Annotated in this window: 20 protein-coding genes; 12 read left to right on the forward strand and 8 right to left on the reverse strand. The window is 71.0% G+C overall.

Features of this window, described 5'->3' with window-relative positions:
• The first annotated feature begins 18 nt into the window (after window positions 1-18).
• Both ACIBO8_RS01455 and ACIBO8_RS01460 read left to right on the forward strand, forming a co-directional pair.
• Window positions 19-1224, forward strand: a complete 1206-nt coding sequence (locus ACIBO8_RS01455) for a glycosyltransferase family 4 protein (RefSeq protein ID WP_396113115.1) — start codon at window positions 19-21, stop codon at window positions 1222-1224.
• Window positions 1221-2717 (forward strand): arylsulfotransferase family protein, encoded by a 1497-nt coding sequence (locus ACIBO8_RS01460; RefSeq protein ID WP_396113116.1) that lies wholly within the window; start codon window positions 1221-1223, stop codon window positions 2715-2717. The genes ACIBO8_RS01455 and ACIBO8_RS01460 overlap by 4 nt, the downstream gene beginning before the upstream one ends.
• Before the next feature lie 3 nt (window positions 2718-2720).
• Here the strand turns inward: ACIBO8_RS01460 and ACIBO8_RS01465 are convergent, their stop codons facing one another.
• The 4 genes from ACIBO8_RS01465 to ACIBO8_RS01480 form a co-directional block, all read right to left on the reverse strand.
• Complete coding sequence (locus ACIBO8_RS01465) at window positions 2721-3428, reverse strand: CDP-alcohol phosphatidyltransferase family protein (protein WP_396113117.1); 708 nt, start codon at window positions 3426-3428, stop codon at window positions 2721-2723.
• A 166-nt stretch (window positions 3429-3594) separates the two neighbouring features.
• On the reverse strand, window positions 3595-4656 hold the full coding sequence (locus ACIBO8_RS01470; protein WP_396113118.1) for an iron-containing alcohol dehydrogenase family protein: 1062 nt from the start codon (window positions 4654-4656) through the stop codon (window positions 3595-3597).
• Window positions 4644-5375: a sugar phosphate nucleotidyltransferase gene (locus tag ACIBO8_RS01475; protein WP_396113119.1), complete on the reverse strand. Its 732-nt coding sequence runs from the start codon at window positions 5373-5375 to the stop codon at window positions 4644-4646. Before ACIBO8_RS01475 ends, ACIBO8_RS01470 begins: the two co-directional genes overlap by 13 nt.
• Before the next feature lie 52 nt (window positions 5376-5427).
• The gene (locus ACIBO8_RS01480) at window positions 5428-5865 is read right to left on the reverse strand and encodes an NUDIX hydrolase (protein WP_396113120.1); all 438 of its coding nucleotides are present in this window, start codon (window positions 5863-5865) and stop codon (window positions 5428-5430) included.
• Window positions 5866-5905: 40 nt separating this feature from the next.
• Between ACIBO8_RS01480 and ACIBO8_RS01485 the strand changes: the two genes are divergently transcribed.
• From ACIBO8_RS01485 to eccB, 3 genes are all read left to right on the forward strand, one after another.
• Window positions 5906-7000, forward strand: a complete 1095-nt coding sequence (locus ACIBO8_RS01485) for a PLP-dependent aminotransferase family protein (protein ID WP_396113121.1) — start codon at window positions 5906-5908, stop codon at window positions 6998-7000.
• Between the two features lie 330 nt (window positions 7001-7330).
• A complete protein-coding gene (locus tag ACIBO8_RS01490) occupies window positions 7331-8479 on the forward strand; it encodes a magnesium and cobalt transport protein CorA (RefSeq protein WP_396113122.1) in 1149 nt (382 codons plus the stop codon).
• Window positions 8480-8547: 68 nt separating this feature from the next.
• Entirely contained in the window at window positions 8548-10005 is a 1458-nt protein-coding gene (gene eccB, locus ACIBO8_RS01495) for a type VII secretion protein EccB (RefSeq protein WP_396113123.1), read from the forward strand.
• 69 nt (window positions 10006-10074) lie between these two features.
• On the opposite strand, the gene ACIBO8_RS01500 is transcribed toward eccB, so the two are convergent.
• The gene (locus tag ACIBO8_RS01500) at window positions 10075-10797 is read right to left on the reverse strand and encodes a hypothetical protein (RefSeq protein WP_396113124.1); all 723 of its coding nucleotides are present in this window, start codon (window positions 10795-10797) and stop codon (window positions 10075-10077) included.
• A gap of 139 nt (window positions 10798-10936) precedes the next feature.
• Here ACIBO8_RS01500 and ACIBO8_RS01505 point away from each other — a divergent pair, with 139 nt between their 5' ends.
• Together ACIBO8_RS01505 and ACIBO8_RS01510 are read left to right on the forward strand one after the other, a co-directional pair.
• Entirely contained in the window at window positions 10937-11467 is a 531-nt protein-coding gene (locus tag ACIBO8_RS01505) for a peptidylprolyl isomerase (RefSeq protein WP_396113125.1), read from the forward strand.
• A gap of 26 nt (window positions 11468-11493) precedes the next feature.
• Window positions 11494-12408 (forward strand): rhomboid family intramembrane serine protease, encoded by a 915-nt coding sequence (locus tag ACIBO8_RS01510; RefSeq protein WP_396113126.1) that lies wholly within the window; start codon window positions 11494-11496, stop codon window positions 12406-12408.
• On the opposite strand, the gene ACIBO8_RS01515 is transcribed toward ACIBO8_RS01510, so the two are convergent.
• Complete coding sequence (locus ACIBO8_RS01515; protein WP_396113127.1) at window positions 12401-12841, reverse strand: PH domain-containing protein; 441 nt, start codon at window positions 12839-12841, stop codon at window positions 12401-12403. The genes ACIBO8_RS01510 and ACIBO8_RS01515 overlap by 8 nt on opposite strands.
• Window positions 12842-12863: 22 nt before the next feature.
• On the opposite strand from ACIBO8_RS01515, the gene ACIBO8_RS01520 reads away from it, so the two are divergent.
• Together ACIBO8_RS01520 and ACIBO8_RS01525 are read left to right on the forward strand one after the other, a co-directional pair.
• Window positions 12864-13994 (forward strand): acetyl-CoA C-acyltransferase, encoded by a 1131-nt coding sequence (locus ACIBO8_RS01520; RefSeq protein ID WP_396113128.1) that lies wholly within the window; start codon window positions 12864-12866, stop codon window positions 13992-13994.
• Between the two features lie 58 nt (window positions 13995-14052).
• Window positions 14053-14499, forward strand: a complete 447-nt coding sequence (locus tag ACIBO8_RS01525; RefSeq protein ID WP_396113129.1) for a hypothetical protein — start codon at window positions 14053-14055, stop codon at window positions 14497-14499.
• Here the strand turns inward: ACIBO8_RS01525 and ACIBO8_RS01530 are convergent.
• Together ACIBO8_RS01530 and ACIBO8_RS01535 are read right to left on the reverse strand one after the other, a co-directional pair.
• Window positions 14496-15371 carry a transketolase family protein gene (locus ACIBO8_RS01530; RefSeq protein ID WP_396113130.1) on the reverse strand — a complete coding sequence of 292 codons (876 nt, stop codon included), beginning with the start codon at window positions 15369-15371 and terminating at the stop codon, window positions 14496-14498. The genes ACIBO8_RS01525 and ACIBO8_RS01530 overlap by 4 nt on opposite strands.
• A 2-nt stretch (window positions 15372-15373) precedes the next feature.
• Window positions 15374-16048: a transketolase gene (locus ACIBO8_RS01535; protein ID WP_396113131.1), complete on the reverse strand. Its 675-nt coding sequence runs from the start codon at window positions 16046-16048 to the stop codon at window positions 15374-15376.
• A 48-nt stretch (window positions 16049-16096) separates the two neighbouring features.
• On the opposite strand from ACIBO8_RS01535, the gene soxR reads away from it, so the two are divergent.
• The 3 genes from soxR (at window position 16097) to ACIBO8_RS01550 (ending at window position 18027) form a co-directional block, all read left to right on the forward strand.
• Entirely contained in the window at window positions 16097-16537 is a 441-nt protein-coding gene (soxR, locus tag ACIBO8_RS01540) for a redox-sensitive transcriptional activator SoxR (protein ID WP_396113132.1), read from the forward strand.
• A gap of 172 nt (window positions 16538-16709) precedes the next feature.
• Window positions 16710-17222 carry a SigE family RNA polymerase sigma factor gene (locus tag ACIBO8_RS01545; protein ID WP_396113133.1) on the forward strand — a complete coding sequence of 171 codons (513 nt, stop codon included), beginning with the start codon at window positions 16710-16712 and terminating at the stop codon, window positions 17220-17222.
• Window positions 17215-18027 (forward strand): hypothetical protein, encoded by an 813-nt coding sequence (locus ACIBO8_RS01550; RefSeq protein WP_396113134.1) that lies wholly within the window; start codon window positions 17215-17217, stop codon window positions 18025-18027. Before ACIBO8_RS01545 ends, ACIBO8_RS01550 begins: the two co-directional genes overlap by 8 nt.
• The last annotated feature ends 15 nt before the right edge of the window (window positions 18028-18042 follow it).

Below are 18042 nucleotides of genomic sequence, written 5' to 3' on the forward strand. Positions count from 1 at the left end.
ACGGTAGCGTTTGTCGCCGTGAAGGTCGTCGTTGCGCACAACAGGTATCGCGAGGCCATCCCCTCGGGGGAGAACGTCATCGTCGACACCGAGATCGCCCAGCTCACCGCGGCGGGCATCGAGGTGCTGCCGTTCCAGCGCGCCTCCGACTCGATCGCGGACCTGCCGGCGAGCCAGAAGCTGCTGCTGCCCGTCTCGCCGATCTTCGGCCGGGCCGCGCAACGGGACCTGGCCGAGCTGCTGCGCCGGGAGAAGCCGGATCTGGTGCATCTGCACAACCCGTACCCGTTGCTCTCGCCCTGGGTGATCCGCACCGCGCACGCCCACGGCGTGCCGGTCGTGCAGACGGTGCACAACTATCGCCAGGTCTGCTCGTCGGGGCTGTACTTCCGCGACGGGCACAACTGCACGGACTGCCGCGGCAAATTCGTGGGCTGGCCTGGGATCCAGCACAAGTGCTACCGAGGCTCGGCGGCGCAGAGCGCGCTGATGGCCACCACGCTGGCCGTGCACCGGCCCACCTGGCGTTCCGTGGACCGCTACATCGCGCTCACCGGGCGAATCGCCGCGCACCTGCGCGACTACGGCATTCCCGACGACCGGATCGTGATCAAACCGAACGGGCTGCCGGACCCGGGTGAGCCGGCCCCGCTGGGCGACGGTTTCCTGTACGCGGCCCGCCTGTCCCCGGAGAAGGGTCTGGCCCTGCTCCTCGACGCCTGGCGGCGCCACCCGGACGGCGCCCTCGGCCCGCTGCGCATCGCCGGCGACGGGGAACTGCGGCCGCTGGCGGAACAAGCGGCGGCGGAACGCGGCGACGTGACGTACCTGGGTGCCCTGGACCGCGACGGCATGGTGGCCGCCCGGCGCGACGCGGCGGTGATCGTCGCCGTGCCGACCTGGAACGACGTGCTGCCCACGGTGATCCTCGAGGCGATGGCGGCAGGCCGCCCGGTGCTCGGCACGGACGTGGGCGGAATCCCGTACCTGTTGGGCCTCGAGGAGACCACGGCTCCGGCGGGGTGGGCGGTGCACCCGGACGCGGCGACGCTTGCCGCGGCGCTGCCGATCGCGCGGGCGGAAGCCGCGCGGTTCGCCCCGGCCGCGCGCGACCGCTACCTGCGCGCCTTCCATCCGGCCGTCGTCACCCGGCAGCTCATCGACATCTACACCGGCCTGGCGAAGGTAGACGACAGTCGAAGCGGGGAATGCTCGCCGGCATGACGACACGTCGGGCCGTCCTCCTGGGCGCCGTCCTCACCGTGGCAGCCGGCGGCGCCGGTTACGCCGTCGGGCACAGCGAGCACACGGAACCCGCGGCGGAACCCGCACCCGCCGCCCCACCGCCCAAATACCGGTCCCGCCCCGACCTGCGCACACTGCCGGACGTCACTATCACCACGCCGGCGAACGCGACGGCGCCCGGTCACATCCTTCTCACCCCGGCCTCCGGCACCGGCCTGTGGGGACCGCTGATGGTCGACGACACCGGCTCGCCCGTCTGGTTCCGCAAGGTTCCCGACCCGGCCACCGTCGCCATCGACTTCAAGGTGCAGCAGTACCGGAATCAGCCGGTGCTGACCTGGTGGGAGGGGACCATCGGCGGCACCGGCGGGCAGGGCGTGGGGCAGGGCGAGTTCGTCGTCGTCGACACCTCGTACCGGGAGATCACCCGCGTGCGGGCGGCCGGCAGCGAGCAGGCCGACCAGCACGACTTCGTGATCACCCCGCGGGACACCGCGCTGTTCTGGGTGTACGACCCGGTCCCGTACGACCTGTCAGCGCTCGGCGGCCCGAAGGACGGGGTGCTGCACGACGGGGTGATCCAGGAGATCGACATCCGTACGGGCAAGCGCCTGTTCGAGTGGCGGGCGCGCGACCACGTACGCCCCGACGAGTCGTACGCGCCGCTGCCGCAGGGAGATTCCGCGCACCTGCCGTACGACTACTTCCACGCCAACTCGGTCGGCCTCGACGCGGACGGCCACATCCTCGTGTCGTCGCGGCACACCTGGACCACGTACAAGATTCATCGCCGGACCGGCCAGGTGATGTGGCGCATCGGCGGTAAGAAGTCCGACTTCGCCGTGGCGGAACGGGCGCGGTTCAGCTGGCAGCACGACTTCCGCCGGCGGCGCGACGGCTCGTACAGCGTCTTCGACAACGGCGCCGGCGTCACCAAGGAGCGGGACCAGTCGCGCGGCCTGGTGTTCAAGGTCGACGAGCAGGCCCGCCGAGTCACGTTCGTGCGGGAGTTCCTGCATCCGCAGAAGCTCTCGGCGCCGACACAGGGCAGCTTCCGCGAGCTCGCGGACGGCGGCTCGTTCATCGGCTGGGGACAGATGCCCTACTTCACCGAGTACGCCCCCGACGGCACCGTCCGGCTCGACGGGCACCTGCCGCTCGACAACCAGTCGTACCGGGCGTACCGGGCGGAGTGGACCGGCGTCCCGCTCGACCAGCCGGCGCTCGGCCTGCGCGTCGAGGGCGGGAACGTGGTGGTGAGTGCCAGCTGGAACGGCAGCACGCAGGTGGCGAAGTGGCGGGCCCGCGCGGGCGGTCAGCCGGGCGCGCTGGCCCAGGCGGCCACGGCGGCCCGGACCGGCTTCGAGACGACGCTGACGGTCACTGGCACGCCGGAGTACGTCGTGGTCGACGCCCTCGACGGGGCCGGGAAGGTGCTGGGCACGTCGTCCGCGGTCCCGGTCCGGGTCTGAGGGTCAGCCGCGGAGGGACTGGCGGCCGGCGAACGCGATGCTGGCTGCCAGGAACGCCCCGTTGATCAGGGTGAAGGCGCCGATGACGAAGATCGTCCAATGCGGAGCGACGGTGAGCACGACGCCCGCCAGGGCGATCACCGCGCCGTAGTCGCGGACCAGCTTGACCACTCGGACCGGGAAGGACCGGCTGGTCACCATGCTGGCCGCCTGCGAGCCGGTCTGCATCACGGAGGTCACCAGGTTGACCATCCAGGTGCCGGCGAACGCCGCCACCAGCCACGCCGGGGTGGCGGGCACCTGCGCCTCCGCCGTCGCCGACAGCGCGGCCACCAGGGCGATCTGCCCGGCGACGTCGCAGAGCACGTCGACCCGTCCGCCGGCCGGGCTGGTCTGACCGGTGACTCGCGCGAGCTGGCCGTCGGCGCAGTCCAGGGCGTACGCGAATTGCCAGCCGAGCAGGGCGAGCAGCCCCACCGGCCAGGCCCAGACGCGGCCGTCGGCCACCGGGCCCGCCGCCGCGACCACGACGAACGAGACCAGGCAGCTCAGCCCGAGGTTGGCGACGGTGAGCACCGTCGGTGCGAGCCGGCGCTTGTGGGCGAACACCGAGATCCGGGCGCCGATGCGCTGGCTGATCGCCTCGCTGAAGAGGCCGCCGCCACGGTTGACGGCGTAATAGTCGGCGGCCGTCGGTGCTGCGCCCGCCACCGTGGTCGCATTGGGACCACCCTCCGCCCCACCCGGGACGGCACCGCTGGCGTCGCCTCGGCCCGGGCCGCCGACGGTGCCGTCGCGGCCCAGGACGGGTCCGGTTCCGGAGCTGCCCCCCGGACCGCGGCCCGGGATCGGGGCGGACCGGGCGGAGCCCCTCGGATCAGCGGTCGGCGACGGCGTCGACATACTCGGCCAGCTTCCTGCGGGTCTCGTCCGGGGACATCGCGAGGTGCTCGAGGATCGTGTAGCGGTCCGGCCTGGTTCGCGGCGCGAACTCCACCACCTCGACGAACTGGTCCGGCTCCAGGCCGACGTCCGCCGGGGTGCGCGGCAGCTGGTGCCGGGCCAGGCAGTCGGACATCTGCGCGAAGCGCCGCTCGTCGCCGCGCAGGAACGTGCAGAACAACGCCCCCATTCCGGCGAGCTCGCCGTGCGACGCCGTGTTCGGGAACAGCGAGTCGGTGGCGTGCATGATCTCGTGGCAGCCGCCGCTGGACGGGCGGCTGCTGCCGCACACCGCCATGGCGAGGCCGCTGGAGATGAGGGCCTCGGCGAGCACGGTGACGAAGGCGTCGTCGGTCATGTCGCCCGGCATGTTCAGGACCGCCTCTGCACCCATGCGGGCCAGGGAGGCGGCGAGGCCGTCCACCGGCTCGCCGCGTACCTCGCGGGCCAGTTCCCAGTCGGCCAGGGCGCTGATGTTGCTGATCACGTCGCCGATGCCGGACCTGTTGATGCGTTCCGGGCCGTTCTCGACGAAGTCGAGGTCGACGATGACGGCGATCGGGATGTGGACGCCGTACGAGCCCTTGATGCCGTCGTTGATGAGGCTGGCGACCGGCGAGGCGACGCCGTCGTTGGCCAGGCTCGTGGCGACCGAGACCATCGGCAGGGCGTAACGGGTGGCCGCGTACTTGGCCGTGTCCACGGTCTTGCCGCCGCCGATGGCGACCACCGCGTCGTAGGCGCGGGACCGGAGCTTGGCGCCGAGCTCGATCGCCGCGTCCAGCGTGCCGCCGGCCGTCATGTAGACGTCGGCCGAGCCCAGGGACGGGCGGATCAGGTCGGCGATCTTCTCGCCCTGGCCCGGACCGACCACCACCGCGACGTCGCCGCCGGAGGAGATGCGGCCGTCGGCGAGGATCGCGCCGAGGTCGCTCACCGCGCCGCGGCGTACGTCGATGTGCAGCGGGGTCTGGACGCTGCGGGCTAGTAACGGCATGCGATGTCCCGGGCCTTGGCCAGGTCGTCGTGGTTGTCCACCTCGACCCAGGGGATGTCGCCGATGGTCGCCGCGCGGATCTCGCCGCCGCGATTCGCGTACTCCTGGTAGCCGTCCTCGTAGTAGAGGTTGGGGTCGCGTTCCCAGGTGGTCTTGAGCGAGTCGGCGAGCTCGGCGGCCGCGGACGCCTCGATGATCGTGGCACCGATGTATTCGCCGAAGGCGTCGGCCGGGTCCATCAGCTTCGTGATCTTCGTCAGCCGGCCATCTTCCGAGAAGATCGTCTTCATCTCCTCGTCAGCAAGCTTCTTCACATTGTCAACGGCGAGAAGGATGCCCGGCCCACGATTGGCGAGGAGGGTCTGCTCGACGCTCACCGGGTGCACGGTGTCGCCGTTGACCAGCAGTGCGCCCTGCGCGAAGTGGTCACGCGCGAGCCAGAGCGAGTACGCGTTGTTCCACTCCTCGGCCTTGTCGTTGTGCACGAGCGTGATCTTGACGCCGTACTTCTGCTCGAAGGCGTCCTTGCGCTCCTCGACCGCGTCGGCGCAGTAGCCGACCACGATGACGACGTCGGTGAGGCCCGCGGCCGCGAGGTTGCGCAGCGAGATGTCCATGATCGTGGTGTCCCCGTCCACGGGGACGAGCGCCTTCGGCAGCGTGTCCGTGTACGGACGCAGTCTGCGTCCGGCGCCGGCGGCGAGTACCAGACCGATCATGGGGTGGTTCCTTCCGAGTCGAGGGGGGTGCCTGCCGAGGATAGCGGTGCGTTCATATACCGAGAGTGTGCAGGACTGCGAAGCCGTCCTCGGCGATCCGGCGAATCATTCCGTCGCCCTGGTCCAGCACCGCCAGCTCGTCCGGGCCCAGCCAGCGGAACTCGGTGTGCTTGCCCTCCTCGAGCCGCGGCCGGGAGAGGTCCCCGTCGGCCTTGACCAGGAAGTCCGTCTCGTGCCGGTCCAGCCCGTCATCCCCGGTCCAGGTGTACTCGCCGACGACGCTCAGCACGGCGCTCAGCCGCCATCCGGTCTCCTCGAACACCTCCCGGCCCAGCGCCTCGATGACCGTTTCGCCCGGTTCCACATGACCGCCGACGATGTCCCACGTGTTCGGGAAAAGCTTGCGTTGTGGCGAACGAAGCTGGAAGAAAATGCGGCCGTCGTCGTCCACGACGAGAGCACCGGCGACGGGCAAGGGGTCATCGGACACGAGAAAAAATGATATAGAGCCTGCTCGTAAGCTTGTGGGCATGACCGCTGAGCAGCTGATCTCATTCGCAAGGGGCGCGCCCTCCCTGGACATCGTCGACGTCGCCGGCCTCAAGGCCGCGGCCGCCCGGGCCTTCGATGCCGACCCGGCCGGGGTGACCGCCTACGGCACCTCCGTCGGCTACATCCCGCTGCGAAAGTGGATCGCGGAGAAGCACGGCGTCTCCCCCGAGCAGGTCATCGTCACCAACGGCTCGCTGCAGGCGGACGCGTTCCTCTTCAATCACCTGGTCCAGGCCGGCGACGACGTGGTCGTCGAGAAGCCCACGTACGACCGCACCCTGCTGAGCCTGCAGAACCTGGGCGGCAAGGTGCACCAGGTGACCATCGAGCCGGACGGCATCGACGTCGAGGAACTGCGCGGGCTGCTGCAGAACGGCCTGCGCCCCAAGCTCGCGCACATCATCCCGAACTACCAGAACCCGGCCGGTGTGACGCTCTCCCTGGAGAAGCGCCGGACGCTGCTGGAGCTCGCCGCCGAGTACGGCTTCACGATCTTCGAGGACGACCCGTACGCCGACATCCGCTTCCGCGGCGAGCCGCTGCCCTCGATGCTCTCGCTGGACCAGAACAACTCGGTGGTGCACGCGTCGAGCTTCACCAAGACGGTGTGCCCGGGCGTGCGCGTCGGCTACCTGGTCGGCCCGGCCGCGCTCATCGACGCGATCGCCAAGAAGGCCACCAACCTGTACATCTCGCCCGGCATGGTGTCCGAGGCGATCGTGCACCAGTTCTGCGTCTCCGGTGACATCGACCGCTCGATCCAGACCGTCAGCGCGGCGCTGGCCGAGCGGGCCCAGGTGCTGGCGGCCTCTATCCGCACGCACATCCCGGGCGCGACCTTCACCGAGCCCGACGGCGGCTACTTCCTCTGGGTGGACCTGCCCGAGGACGTCGACGTGGATGCGCTGTTCCCGGTGGCCATGAAGAAGGGGGTCGCCGTCGTCAAGGGCAGCGACTTCCTGCTCGACGGCGGCAAGCACTCCGTACGCCTGGCCTTCTCGGCCGTGACGGTCGACCAGATCGACGAGGGTGTACGCCGGCTGGCCGAGGCGATCGACGAGACGCGCGCCTGATACCTGCCCGACTGTCGGGTTTCCGACACTCATGGCCCAACGCCGGTTCCGGGTTTCCCCCGGGACCGGCGTTCGGCTCACAATGCTTGCGGCGTCAGGCTGCATGACCATGCGGTGCGGCGCGTCGACACCCACCCCCGCCCCCGGCGCCGGGCGGGCCGCTCGCACCCTTCACCCCCCGAAATGCGGCCGGTCCGTCCGGCGCCACCTTGCGGTGGCACCCCGTGCCCTCGGCATGCGCGGCGTACGGACTGGGCAACCTCACGGGCGTAACCTCGGGCGGGCCCGCCACCGAGGATCGGGCGTCCGCACCCCCTGAGGGAGGCAGTCATGAGCGAGAGCAGCGTGCGCCGCAGCCGGCCGGCCGGCGTGAACAGGTCGCTGTCGCGAGCTTGGACCGCACCCGTACGGGCGATGAACCGCTTCCTCGGCACCACCGACGGCGAAGCCGCCGGCGCTGGCGCCGGCGAGGAGTTCCATGGCAGCGCGGTGGTCGACTGCGGCGTCTACGTCGACGGCAAACGCGAGCCCGGCGAGTTCACCCCCGACGAGGCGTTGCGCGAGGCGTGCGGCCGCGACAACGCCTTCGTCTGGCTCGGTCTGCACGAGCCGTCCCAGGCGGAGATGTCCGCGATCGCCCGCACCTACAACCTCCACGAGCTGGCGGTCGAGGACGCCGTCAAGGCGGAGCAGCGACCCAAGCTGGAGCAGTTCGGCGCGGTGCAGTTCCTCGTGCTGCGGACCGCCCGCTACGTGCCGCACAGCGAGCTGACCGAGACGTCGCAGATCGTCGAGACCGGCCAGATGATGCTCTTCGTCGGCGAGCGCTTCGTCATCACGGTCCGGCACGGCGATGCGACGCGCCTTTCTCCGGTACGGGCGGACATGGAAGGCCGTGGCGACCTGCTGGCCCAGGGGCCGTGGGCGGTCGCGTACGCGGTCACCGACCGGGTGGTGGACGCGTACATGGCGGTGGCCGACCAGGTGGAGGCCGACCTCGATCTGATCGAGGAGGGCGCCTTCTCGCGCGACGCCGGCAGCCCGGTGCAGGCGATCTACCAGATGAAGCGCGAGATCGTGGAGTTCCGCCGGGCGGTGGTGCCGCTGCAGCGCCCGCTCGCCACCATCACCGCACCGCAGAGCCGGCTGGTGCCCAAGGAGATCCGGCGGTATTTCCGCGACGTGCAGGACCACCTCACCCGTACGGTCGAACAGGTCTCCTCCTACGACGACCTGCTCAACTCGATCCTCCAGGCGCGGCTGGCGCAGGTGACGGTCGATCAGAACAACGACATGCGTAAGATCGCCGCATGGGCCGGTATCGCCACGGTCTGGACCGCCATCGCCGGCGTGTACGGCATGAACTTCGTGCACATGCCGGAGACCCAGTGGCAGTACGGCTACCCCGGCGTGATCACCGTCATGTTGCTGATCTCCGTGCTGCTCTACCGTGCCTTCCGGCGTAACGGCTGGTTGTAGCCTGCCCCCCAGCGCCCGCCGGGGACCTTTACAGTGGCGGGCGGGGTCACACCTGGGAGGGAAGTCGCGTGCCGTCTCGGCAGGATCAGCTGCACTCGTACCAGTACGCGCAGCAGCGCGTGGTGGCCGCGCTGGTCACGCACGACCCTGACCCGCACCGGTCGCCGCTGCGGCGGGCCGGCACCACCGTGCTCGTGAGCATCGTGGTGGCGGCGCTCGCGCTCGGTGGCGCCGCGGCGTACGGCCTGCTCAAGGGACGCAGCTCGGTCGATCCCCGGGACGAGTCCGTGGTGTTCCTGGAGAAGGGCACCGGCGCGCGTTACGTCTACCTCAAGTCCGACGACAAGATGCACCCGGTGCTGAACTACACGTCCGGGCTGCTGATCGCCAACGCGCAGGCGCCGCAGATGAAGAACGCCTCGCCGGAGAGCCTCGCCGCGGTGCCGCTCGGTGATCCGATGGGCATTCCGGACGCCCCCGACACCCTGCCGCCGGCGAAGGGCGGTCTGCTCAAGAGCCTGTGGACGGTCTGCTCGCAGGTGCCGCAGGGCGGCTCCGACGCCGACGACGCGGAGAGCGTGCTGACGATCGGTGAGGCGGTCAGCGGCGGCACCGTGCTGCCCGTCCCGCGCGCCGACACCCCGCCCGACCAGCTGCGTGGCCTGCTGGTGACGGACCGTGCCGGCCGAACTTTCCTGGTCTACAACAACAAGCGGTTCCTCATCCCGGCCGCGCGCGTTCAGCAGACCCGGACCTTCTTCCGGTGGAACCAGGCCGCGCTGCCGGTCGCCACGGCGTGGATCAACGCGGTGCCGATCGGCCCGGACCTGAAGCCGCCCCTGATCGCGGACTTCGGCAGCCGCTCGGCGGCGGTCGCCAATTTCCAGGTCGGTCAGGTGCTGCGCATCCACAGCGACGGCAGCACCGCGGACCAGTGGGGCGTCGTGCTCAGCGACGGCGTCGCCGACCTCACCGAGGTGCAGGCGAACCTCATGCAGGCGGACCCGGACGCGTACACGGCGCAGCAGATAACCCCGACCCTGTACGGCAACCTGCCCCGCTCGAAGACCCAGCCGGTTGCCGCGGCGACCGCCGCCGGACTGCCTCCGGCGGTCCCGGTGCTGCTCAACGGCCCGGACAGCGTCTGCCTGACGTACGACGGGGGCGCGAACGGCGAGATCAGCGTGCGGATCGGCCCGCAGCCGCCGGCGGGAAACGCGGTCCGGGGCGAGGATCCCGCTCCCGGGTCGGTTCAGGCCGACCGCATCTACGTGCCGCGAGGCAAGGGGGCCGTGGTCGTCGTCGCCTCCTCCCCGACCGCTCCGGCGAGCAGCGGCACGGTCAGCATCGTCACCGACACGGGCCGCAGCTATCCCCTTGCCAGCCGGGACGTGCTGGCGAAACTCGGGTACGGCGGCGTCCAGCCCCAGGCGATCCCGGGCCAGCTGGTGGAGCTGTTGCCGCTGGGGCCCGCGCTCGACCCGGAACGCGCCCGCCTGGCGAACGCCGCGCAGAAGAACCGCTGACCGGTACGCAGAACGGCGAGCGGACCCCCGCGTGGGGAGCCCGCCCGCCGTACGGTCTGCAACCGGGGGTCAGCTCTTGTTCTTGCCGTTGGCCATCCGGGCCACCTCGGGGCTGTGCAGCGCCGAAGAGGTCTGGTCGCCCTCGGGCATCAGCGCCGGGTCGGCGTCGGCGGGAAGCACCGGGTCGGCACCGACGGCACCGACGACCGGACCACTGCTGCCGGCCGGCGTCACGAAGCCGGACGGGCCGGACAGGTCGGCCGGCTCGAACGCCGCGTCCTCGGCCCCGGCCGGGGTCGAGGTGCTGATCGGGCCGGTGGGGTCGTACTCGTCCCACTGGTCGCTGCGGCGCTTGCGCATGATGTAGGCACCCGCGGCACCGACGGCGGCACCGGCGAGCGCGATCTTCATCAGCTTGCCGCTCTTGCTGCTCTTGCGTCCGACGGCCTTGTCGGCCTTCTTCTCGAGCTTCTTGGCGTTCTTCCGGCTCGCCTTGGCAGCCTGCTTGTTGGCCTTCTTGCTGGTCTTGGCGGCCTTCTTGCCGGTCTGCCGGACGTTGTCGCTCGCCGCGGCCACCAGCGGGCCGAGGGTCGCTACAGCGCTGTCCCAGCCGCTGGTCGCGGCGTCCTTGGCCTTGTCGGTCGCGGGCTGCATGCGGTCCTTCGCGGCGGCGAACTTGGGCCCCACGGTCGCGCTGGTCTCCTGTGCGGCGAGCGATGCCGCACGCTTGAAGTGTTCAACGCTCTGGCCGAGCTCGCTCTTCATCCTCGCGTTGCGGTTCTTCCGTCGCATAGTTGCGAACACCAGTGCACCTCCTGTGGTTCTCTCCCGGGTCCATGCTGCCCTCTTGGGTACCCCCGCGCACCCGGTTCAGACACATGGGGGAGGATCCGAACTGCAATGAACTTGTCCAACGCCGATAGGAGTACCCGTGGCTGAGAAGCTCTACGCCACCCTGCACACCAACCACGGCCCGATCCGGCTCCAGCTCTTCCCGGACCACGCGCCGGCCACCGTGCGCAACTTCGTGGAGCTCGCGGAGGGCACCAAGGACTACGTCGACCCGCGCACCGGCCAGAAGGGCAGCGGCCCGTACTACGACGGGACCATCTCGCACCGGGTCATCGCGAACTTCATGATCCAGATGGGCGACCCGACCGGCACCGGCCGGGGCGGCCCGGGCTTCCAGTTCGCCGACGAGTTCCACCCGGAGCTGCAGTTCGACCGCCCGTACCTGCTCGCGATGGCGAACGCCGGCCCGGGCACGAACGGTTCGCAGTTCTTCATCACGGTCAGCCCGACCCCGCACCTGAACCGGCGTCACACCATCTTCGGCCAGGTCGCCGACGAGGCGTCCGCCAAGGTCGTCGACTCGATCGCCACCACCCCGACCGGCCCCGGCGACCGCCCCCGCGAGGACGTGGTCATCGAGCGCGTCGAGATCGAGCGGGTCAACGACTGACCAGGTCCCACGGGTACCTTTGATGCATGAGTGAGTCTCCGGTGACGGCTCCCGTCTGCTACCGACACCCGTCGAAGGAGACCTACGTCCGGTGCACCCGCTGTGAGCGGCCGATCTGTCCGGACTGCATGAACGAGGCCTCGGTCGGGCACCAGTGCCCGGAGTGCGTCACCCAGGGGCGGCGCACGCAGCGGCCGGCCCGCACCGCCTTCGGCGGGAGCGCGGCCGGCCGGGCCGGGACCGCCACCAAGGTCCTCATCGGCGTCAACGTCGCCGTCATGATCCTCTCGATCATGACGGGCGGCGCGAACGCCGTCGCGGGCGGCGGCTGGGGCGGCCTGCTGGGCTCCGGCACGCCGCTGACGCAGTGGGGGGCCGTCCTCGGCAGCGCCTACTACGGCCCGCAAGGCGCCGAGGTCCTGCACGGCATCGCCGGCAACGGCGAGTGGTATCGCCTGGTCACCGCGATGTTCCTGCACTACGGAGTGCTGCATCTGCTGATGAACATGTACGCGCTGTGGATCCTCGGCCGCGACCTGGAGCGCGTGCTCGGCCCGCTGCGCTTCCTCGGTCTCTACTTCCTGGCGGGGCTCGGCGGCAACGTCGCGGCGTACGTGTTCTCGGATCCACGGCAGTTGACGGCGGGCGCGTCGACGGCGGTCTTCGGCCTGATGGCCGGCATCTTCGTGCTGCTCAAGCGCCTCAACCTCAGCGTCGCGCCGATCCTGCCGGTGATCGTCATCAACGTCGTCTTCACCTTCGCGGCGAGCGGCATCTCCGTCGCGGGCCACCTCGGCGGCCTGGTCACGGGCGCGATCGTCGCGGCCGTCCTGGCGTACGCGCCGCGGGACAAGCGCAACCTCGTCCAGGGCGTCGGGGTCGCGGCGATGTTCCTGATCCTGCTGGTGATCGCCGTCTACCGCACGGCGATGCTCAGCTAGCCGGGTGGTGGCGGGGTGGTTGGACGGGGCGCAGCTCGGTGAGGGCCCGCGCCACGTCCTCCGGCTCGGTGCCGAGCTCGTGCACGCTGAACAGGTGCAGGCTCTCGCCCCCGTCGATCTCGAGCAGCTCACTGCGGATCCCGCGGCGGTGGCGGCGGTCGACCCGGATCCTCTCCACCTGGGACCAGGCGAGGTGGCGCCGGCTCGCGAAGCCCACCACCAGCGTGACGCCGCTCGTGTCGGCCGAGAGCCGGACCGGGCGGATGACGTCGCGCAGGGCCCAGAGGGCCAGCCCCGTCGCGCCCGCGGCCGCGAGCACCCACTGCACCGGGTCGCCACGACCGAACGCGACGACCAGCACGACGAGCGCGACCGCGCCCAGGAGTTTGGTCACGGGCAGGACGGGTTTCACCCGCCACTGGAGAGGCGACATGAGCACAACGTACCTTCGAGGTATGCGAGATGCGGTGATCGTCGGTGCGGTACGGACTCCGGTGGGGCGGCGTGACGGCGGGCTCTCCGGCGTCCATCCGGTGGACCTCGGAGCCGGGGTGCTGCAGGCCCTGCGCGACCGGGCCGGGTTCGATCCGGCCGACGTCGAGGACGTGTTCTGGGGCTGCGTCTCCCAGGTCGGCGAGCAGTCCTGGAACATCGGGCGCAATACGGTGCTCGGGGCGGGCTGGCCCGAGTGCGTGCCCGCCACGACCATGGACCGCCAGTGCGGTTCCAGCCAGCAGGCGCTGCACTTCGCCGCGGCGACCGTCCTGTCCGGGCAGGCCGACCTGGTGGTCGCCGGCGGGGTGGAGTCGATGAGCCGGGTGCCGATGGGTTCAAGCGCCGCCGGGCAGAACCCGTACGGCGACACGGTCCGCGAACGCTACGGCACCACCACCTTCAACCAGGGCGTCGGCGCGGAGATGATCGCCGAGCGCTGGGGCTTCTCCCGGCAGCAGCTCGACGAGTACGCGCTGGCCAGTCACGCCGCGGCCGCCAAGGCCCAGGACGCCGGCGACTTCGACGCCGAGATCGCCCCGGTCGGCGACGTCACGCGCGACGAGGGCATCCGCCGCGACACCACCCTGGAGAAGCTGGGCGGGCTGAAGACCCCGTTCAAGGCCGACGGCGTCGTCACGGCGGGCTCGGCGTCGCAGATCTCCGACGGCGCCGCCGCGCTCGCCGTCACCACCTCACGCTGGGCCGCGGCGCACGGCCTGCGGCCGCTGGCGCGGATCCACACCGCCGTCGTCGCGGCCGACGACCCGGTCATCATGCTGACGGCGCCCATCCCGGCCACCGCGAAGGCGCTCGCCAAGTCGGGGCTCACGATCGACGACATCGGTGTGTACGAGGTGAACGAGGCGTTCGCGCCCGTACCGCTGGCCTGGCTGGCGGAGACCGGCGCCGACCCGTCCCGCCTCAACCCGCGTGGCGGGGCGATCGCCCTCGGTCATCCGCTGGGCGCGTCCGGGGCCCGGATCATGACGACGATGCTGCACCACATGCGACAGAACGGGGTGCGCTACGGCCTGCAGACCATGTGCGAGGGCGGCGGAATGGCCAACGCGACGGTGGTCGAGATTTTGTAATTCGATATTCATCGTGTAGCGGCCGCTGCTTCCCCTTCGCGTCGCCGTTAAACGCCACATGGACGTGTTCTCCCGTACGTTCCTTCCCGCCGCCGCGGAGGCCGGAGTCGCCATCGCCACCGTGAGCCGGCACATGCCGATCTTCCGCCGCTGCGTGGAGCCGGACGACGCGACGGTGCTGGTCACGCGGTGCAGCAACCCCGACCGGCCGATGTCCGGCGAGTTCCTGCTGCTGCTCACGTACCGTCGGCTGGTCATCACCCAGGAGACCCGGGTGCTGCACCGGCTGCGGCTGCACCTCAACGCCAACCTGCGCCACCTGAGCGAGGTGACCTGGAACCCGGACCTGCGGCAGTCGGCCGTGGAGGTCGCGGCCACGGCGGTGGACGGCGTCCGCGAGCGCTTCCGGGTCCGCGTCGGCGAGCCGGACCGGGTCTGGCACTTCGACGCCCTGCTCCAGCACGTGTTCCGCGAGCGCCGCCCGAGTCTGCCGATCGCCGCCTAGCTTTCTCGCAGGAAAGCGGCGATCGACGTCCGCAGGCCCTCCGGGTCCAGGCCGTGCCACCGGGCGTGGTCGGCCGGCGTTCCATAGCGTCGCTCTTCGGTGCGGCTCACCCCCAGGTGCAATTCCCGATGGGGTACGGCGGACAGCGCCGCGGAGACGACGCGGCTGGACGTGCCCGCGAGGTACGGCTCGACGACCACGATCTCGTCGGTGACGAGCTCCCGTAGCCGGTTCGTGTCGAGCGGACGCGGCGTGTTGGTGTACGCGACCGTCACGTCGAGCCCGGTCCGCAGCACCGGGTCGAGCATGGGCCCGACGGCGAGCACCACCGCCCCGCCCACCGGGCCACGCCGGATCACCTTGAGATCCACCCCCGGATAGGCCTGCCGGTTTTCCTGCGAGGAGAGCCGCACGTAGACCCGGTCGTCGTGCCGGGCCGCGGCGCGCAGCAGCTCCGGCACCTCGTCCCGGTGCCCGGGTACGTGCACAGTCCAACCCTCGAGCGTGTCGAGCAGCGCCACGTCGCCCGGCGACTGGTGGGTGTAGCCCTCGGCGGACGCATCGTACGAGGCGCCGATGCTGACCAGGACCGCGCCGGCGTCCTGGTGGCCGAGGTCGAGCTTGATCTGCTCGTACGCCCGGTCGATCACGAAGGGCGCGTACGAGTGCACGTACGGCCGCATCCCGGTGAGGGCGAGCCCGCCCGCGACGCCGGTCATCAGCTGCTCGCGGATGCCCACGTTGATGACCCGGTCGGGGTGCCGGCGGGCGGCCGGCGCGAAGGCGTCGGCGGAGATGTCGGCGAGCACCACGGCGGTACGCGGGTCGTCCTCGAGGATGGCGGTGGTGGTGGCGACGAACGTCTCTCGCATGATCAGCGTCCCTTCGGCTCGACGGTGGCGATGACGACATGGGGCCGGTTGCGCGGCTGCAGGGCGGCCTCGATCTGGGCGTGGTCCCGGCCGTCCACGATGGAGACACTCCAGCCGACGAAGCGGCTCGCGATGCCGCCGGGCCAGCCGTGAGTGGCCGACCGGTTGTCGATGACGATGGCGGTCAGGGGCAGCCCGGTCGCCGCCACGTAGGCGATCGCCTCGTGGTTCGAGCCCTCGTCCAGCTCCGCGTCGCCGAGGAGCACGAACGTGTGCGCTTCGGCGTACCCCTGAGCTCGTAGACCCAGTGCCGTGCCGACGGCGAGCCCGAGACCGTGACCCAGCGACCCGGTCCCGATCTCCACCCCGGGGACGAGCACCCGGTCGGGGTGGTGGCCGAGCCGGCTCGTGCTGCCGGCGAGATCGTCGAGCCATTCCTCCGGGATGAACCCCTTCGCGGCGAGCACGGCGTAGTAGGCGGCGGGACCGTGCCCCTTGGAGAGCAGGAACCGGTCGCGGTCGGGCTCGTCGGCTGTCTCCGGCGACACGCGCAGGATCCGGTCGTAGAGAACCCACAACACATCGAGCGTCGAGTACGCACTGGGCGCGTGCTTGCGGTCCCCGGTGATCCGGGTGAGCAGCGAGCCAAGGTCTGGTTTAACGGCAGTCGCAGTCATACCCTCACCCTGCAACTTGAAGTTCACTTCAACTCAAGGACGGCGATTGTGGACCTGCTCACCATCGGGGACATGGCGGCCCGGAGCGGCGTGGCACCGTCCGCGCTGCGCTACTACGAGCGCGAGGGCCTGATCCGCTCGACCCGCACGAGCGGTAACCAGCGCCGCTACCAGCGGCAGGAGCTGCGCCGTCTGGCGTTCGTCCGCATCGCGCAGCAGGTCGGCGTCTCGCTGGAGGAGATCCGGGAGGCTCTGGCCGCCCTGCCGGAGAACCGGACGCCGACGAAGGCGGACTGGGCCCGGCTGTCCGCGCGGTGGCGGCGCAAGCTGGAGGACCGCATCACCCTGATGGAACGGCTGCGCGACCAGCTCACCGGCTGCATCGGCTGCGGCTGCCTGTCGCTGCAGCGCTGCAAGCTGATCAATCCGCAGGACCGGCTCGCGGCCCGCGGGGAGGGCCCGCAGATGATCGTCAACCCGCCGGCCTGATCCGCAGGGGTTTTCGGGCAACCGGGTGCCCCGTCCGGGCGTCAAGAGGGCATGCAGCGAGCGTCCGCGAGAAAAGCCGATCACGATGCAACCGGGAGTGCCGCCCGGGCGTCACTCAGGCGAATCCGGCCGCCGGGGCCGGGGGCGAGGCCTGGCGGGGGAGATCCGATCGATGCGGGACGCGGAAGAGTTCGACGCCTTCTACGCGGGCTCGTCACGCCGTGTCCTCGGTCAGGTCTACGCCATGACGGGCAATCGCGCCGAGGCGGAGGACGCGGTCGCGGAGGCATACCTGAAGGCCTGGGACCGCTGGGAGACGGTCCGGGACGCGGACAGTCCGGAGGCCTGGGTACGCCGGGTGGCCGCCCGCAACGCCGTCAGCGCCTGGCGCAAGGCGGTCAACCGGATCCGGGCGCACCACCGCGAGACCGTCGACCAGGAGATCGAGGGGCTCGGCCCGGATCATGTGGCGCTGGTGCACGCCCTGCGTCAGATCCCGGCCGACCAGCGGCGGGTGATCGTCCTGCACCACCTCGTCGGCCTCAGCGTCGGCGAGATCGCCGCCGAGGTCGGGGCGCCGACCGGCACCGTCAAGGCCCGGCTGGCCCGCGGCCGACGGGCGATGGCGGCACACCTGTCCGACACCGACGACTACGCCATGGGGAGGGTGAATCACGATGCCTAGCGACGACCTCGGCCGCGACCTCGGTGCGCTTGCCGAGTACGGCGAGCGCACGGGACGCCTCGCCCCGGCGGCGGCCGTCCGGGCCCGCGCCGATCGCCGGCGTCGCGGCCGTCAGGTGGCGAGCGGTGTTCTCGCCTTCCTCGTGGTCGGGGGCGCCGGGGTGGGCATCGCGCTGACCCGGCAGCCGAAGAATGCGAGCCTGCCCGCAACGCCGCCCTCCGTCACGGCAGCGCCACCGTCGTCTTCCCCATCTCCGTCCCGGCCGTCCTCCACTCCCCCGACCTCCACCTCGTCCAAGAACTCCCCTTCCTCGTCCTCGGACGTGTTCTCGGGTGGGCGGGAAGTGCTGTTGCTGCCGGAGAACAGCGAGGCCACGGTGGCCGTCGACAAGAACGAGCGGGCCGCCCTCTCGGACGACTTCGGCGACCGCGCGCTCTTCGTGCTGCACAAGGTCTCCAGGGACAGGTACTGGATCCAGACCGCCCGCCTCCGCGCCGGCGGCGAGGCGTTCTGTCTGGAGGCCGCCGCCACCTCCGGCGCCGCGGTCCCGGTCACCGCGGCAGCCTGCGACGCCGCGCAGGGCCGCCAGCTGTGGCGGTTCCGCAAGGTCGGCGAGTCCGGCGGAAAGCCGACGTACACCATCCGGACCGGCACGGACATCTACCTCGTCCAGGACCCGGACGGCCGGCTGTCCGACGGCGGCACAGGCGTCGTCGCGATCGGCGTCGGGGAGGGCACCCCCGACATCGACACACCCTTCCTGCTGCCCGACCGCGGCAAGGCCTCCCTGCCTTCGCTCGACTGATCAACCCCCTTCACG

It is taken from the genome of Actinoplanes sp. NPDC049681, assembly GCF_044465265.1.
Classification (GTDB): Bacteria; Actinomycetota; Actinomycetes; order Mycobacteriales; family Micromonosporaceae; genus Actinoplanes.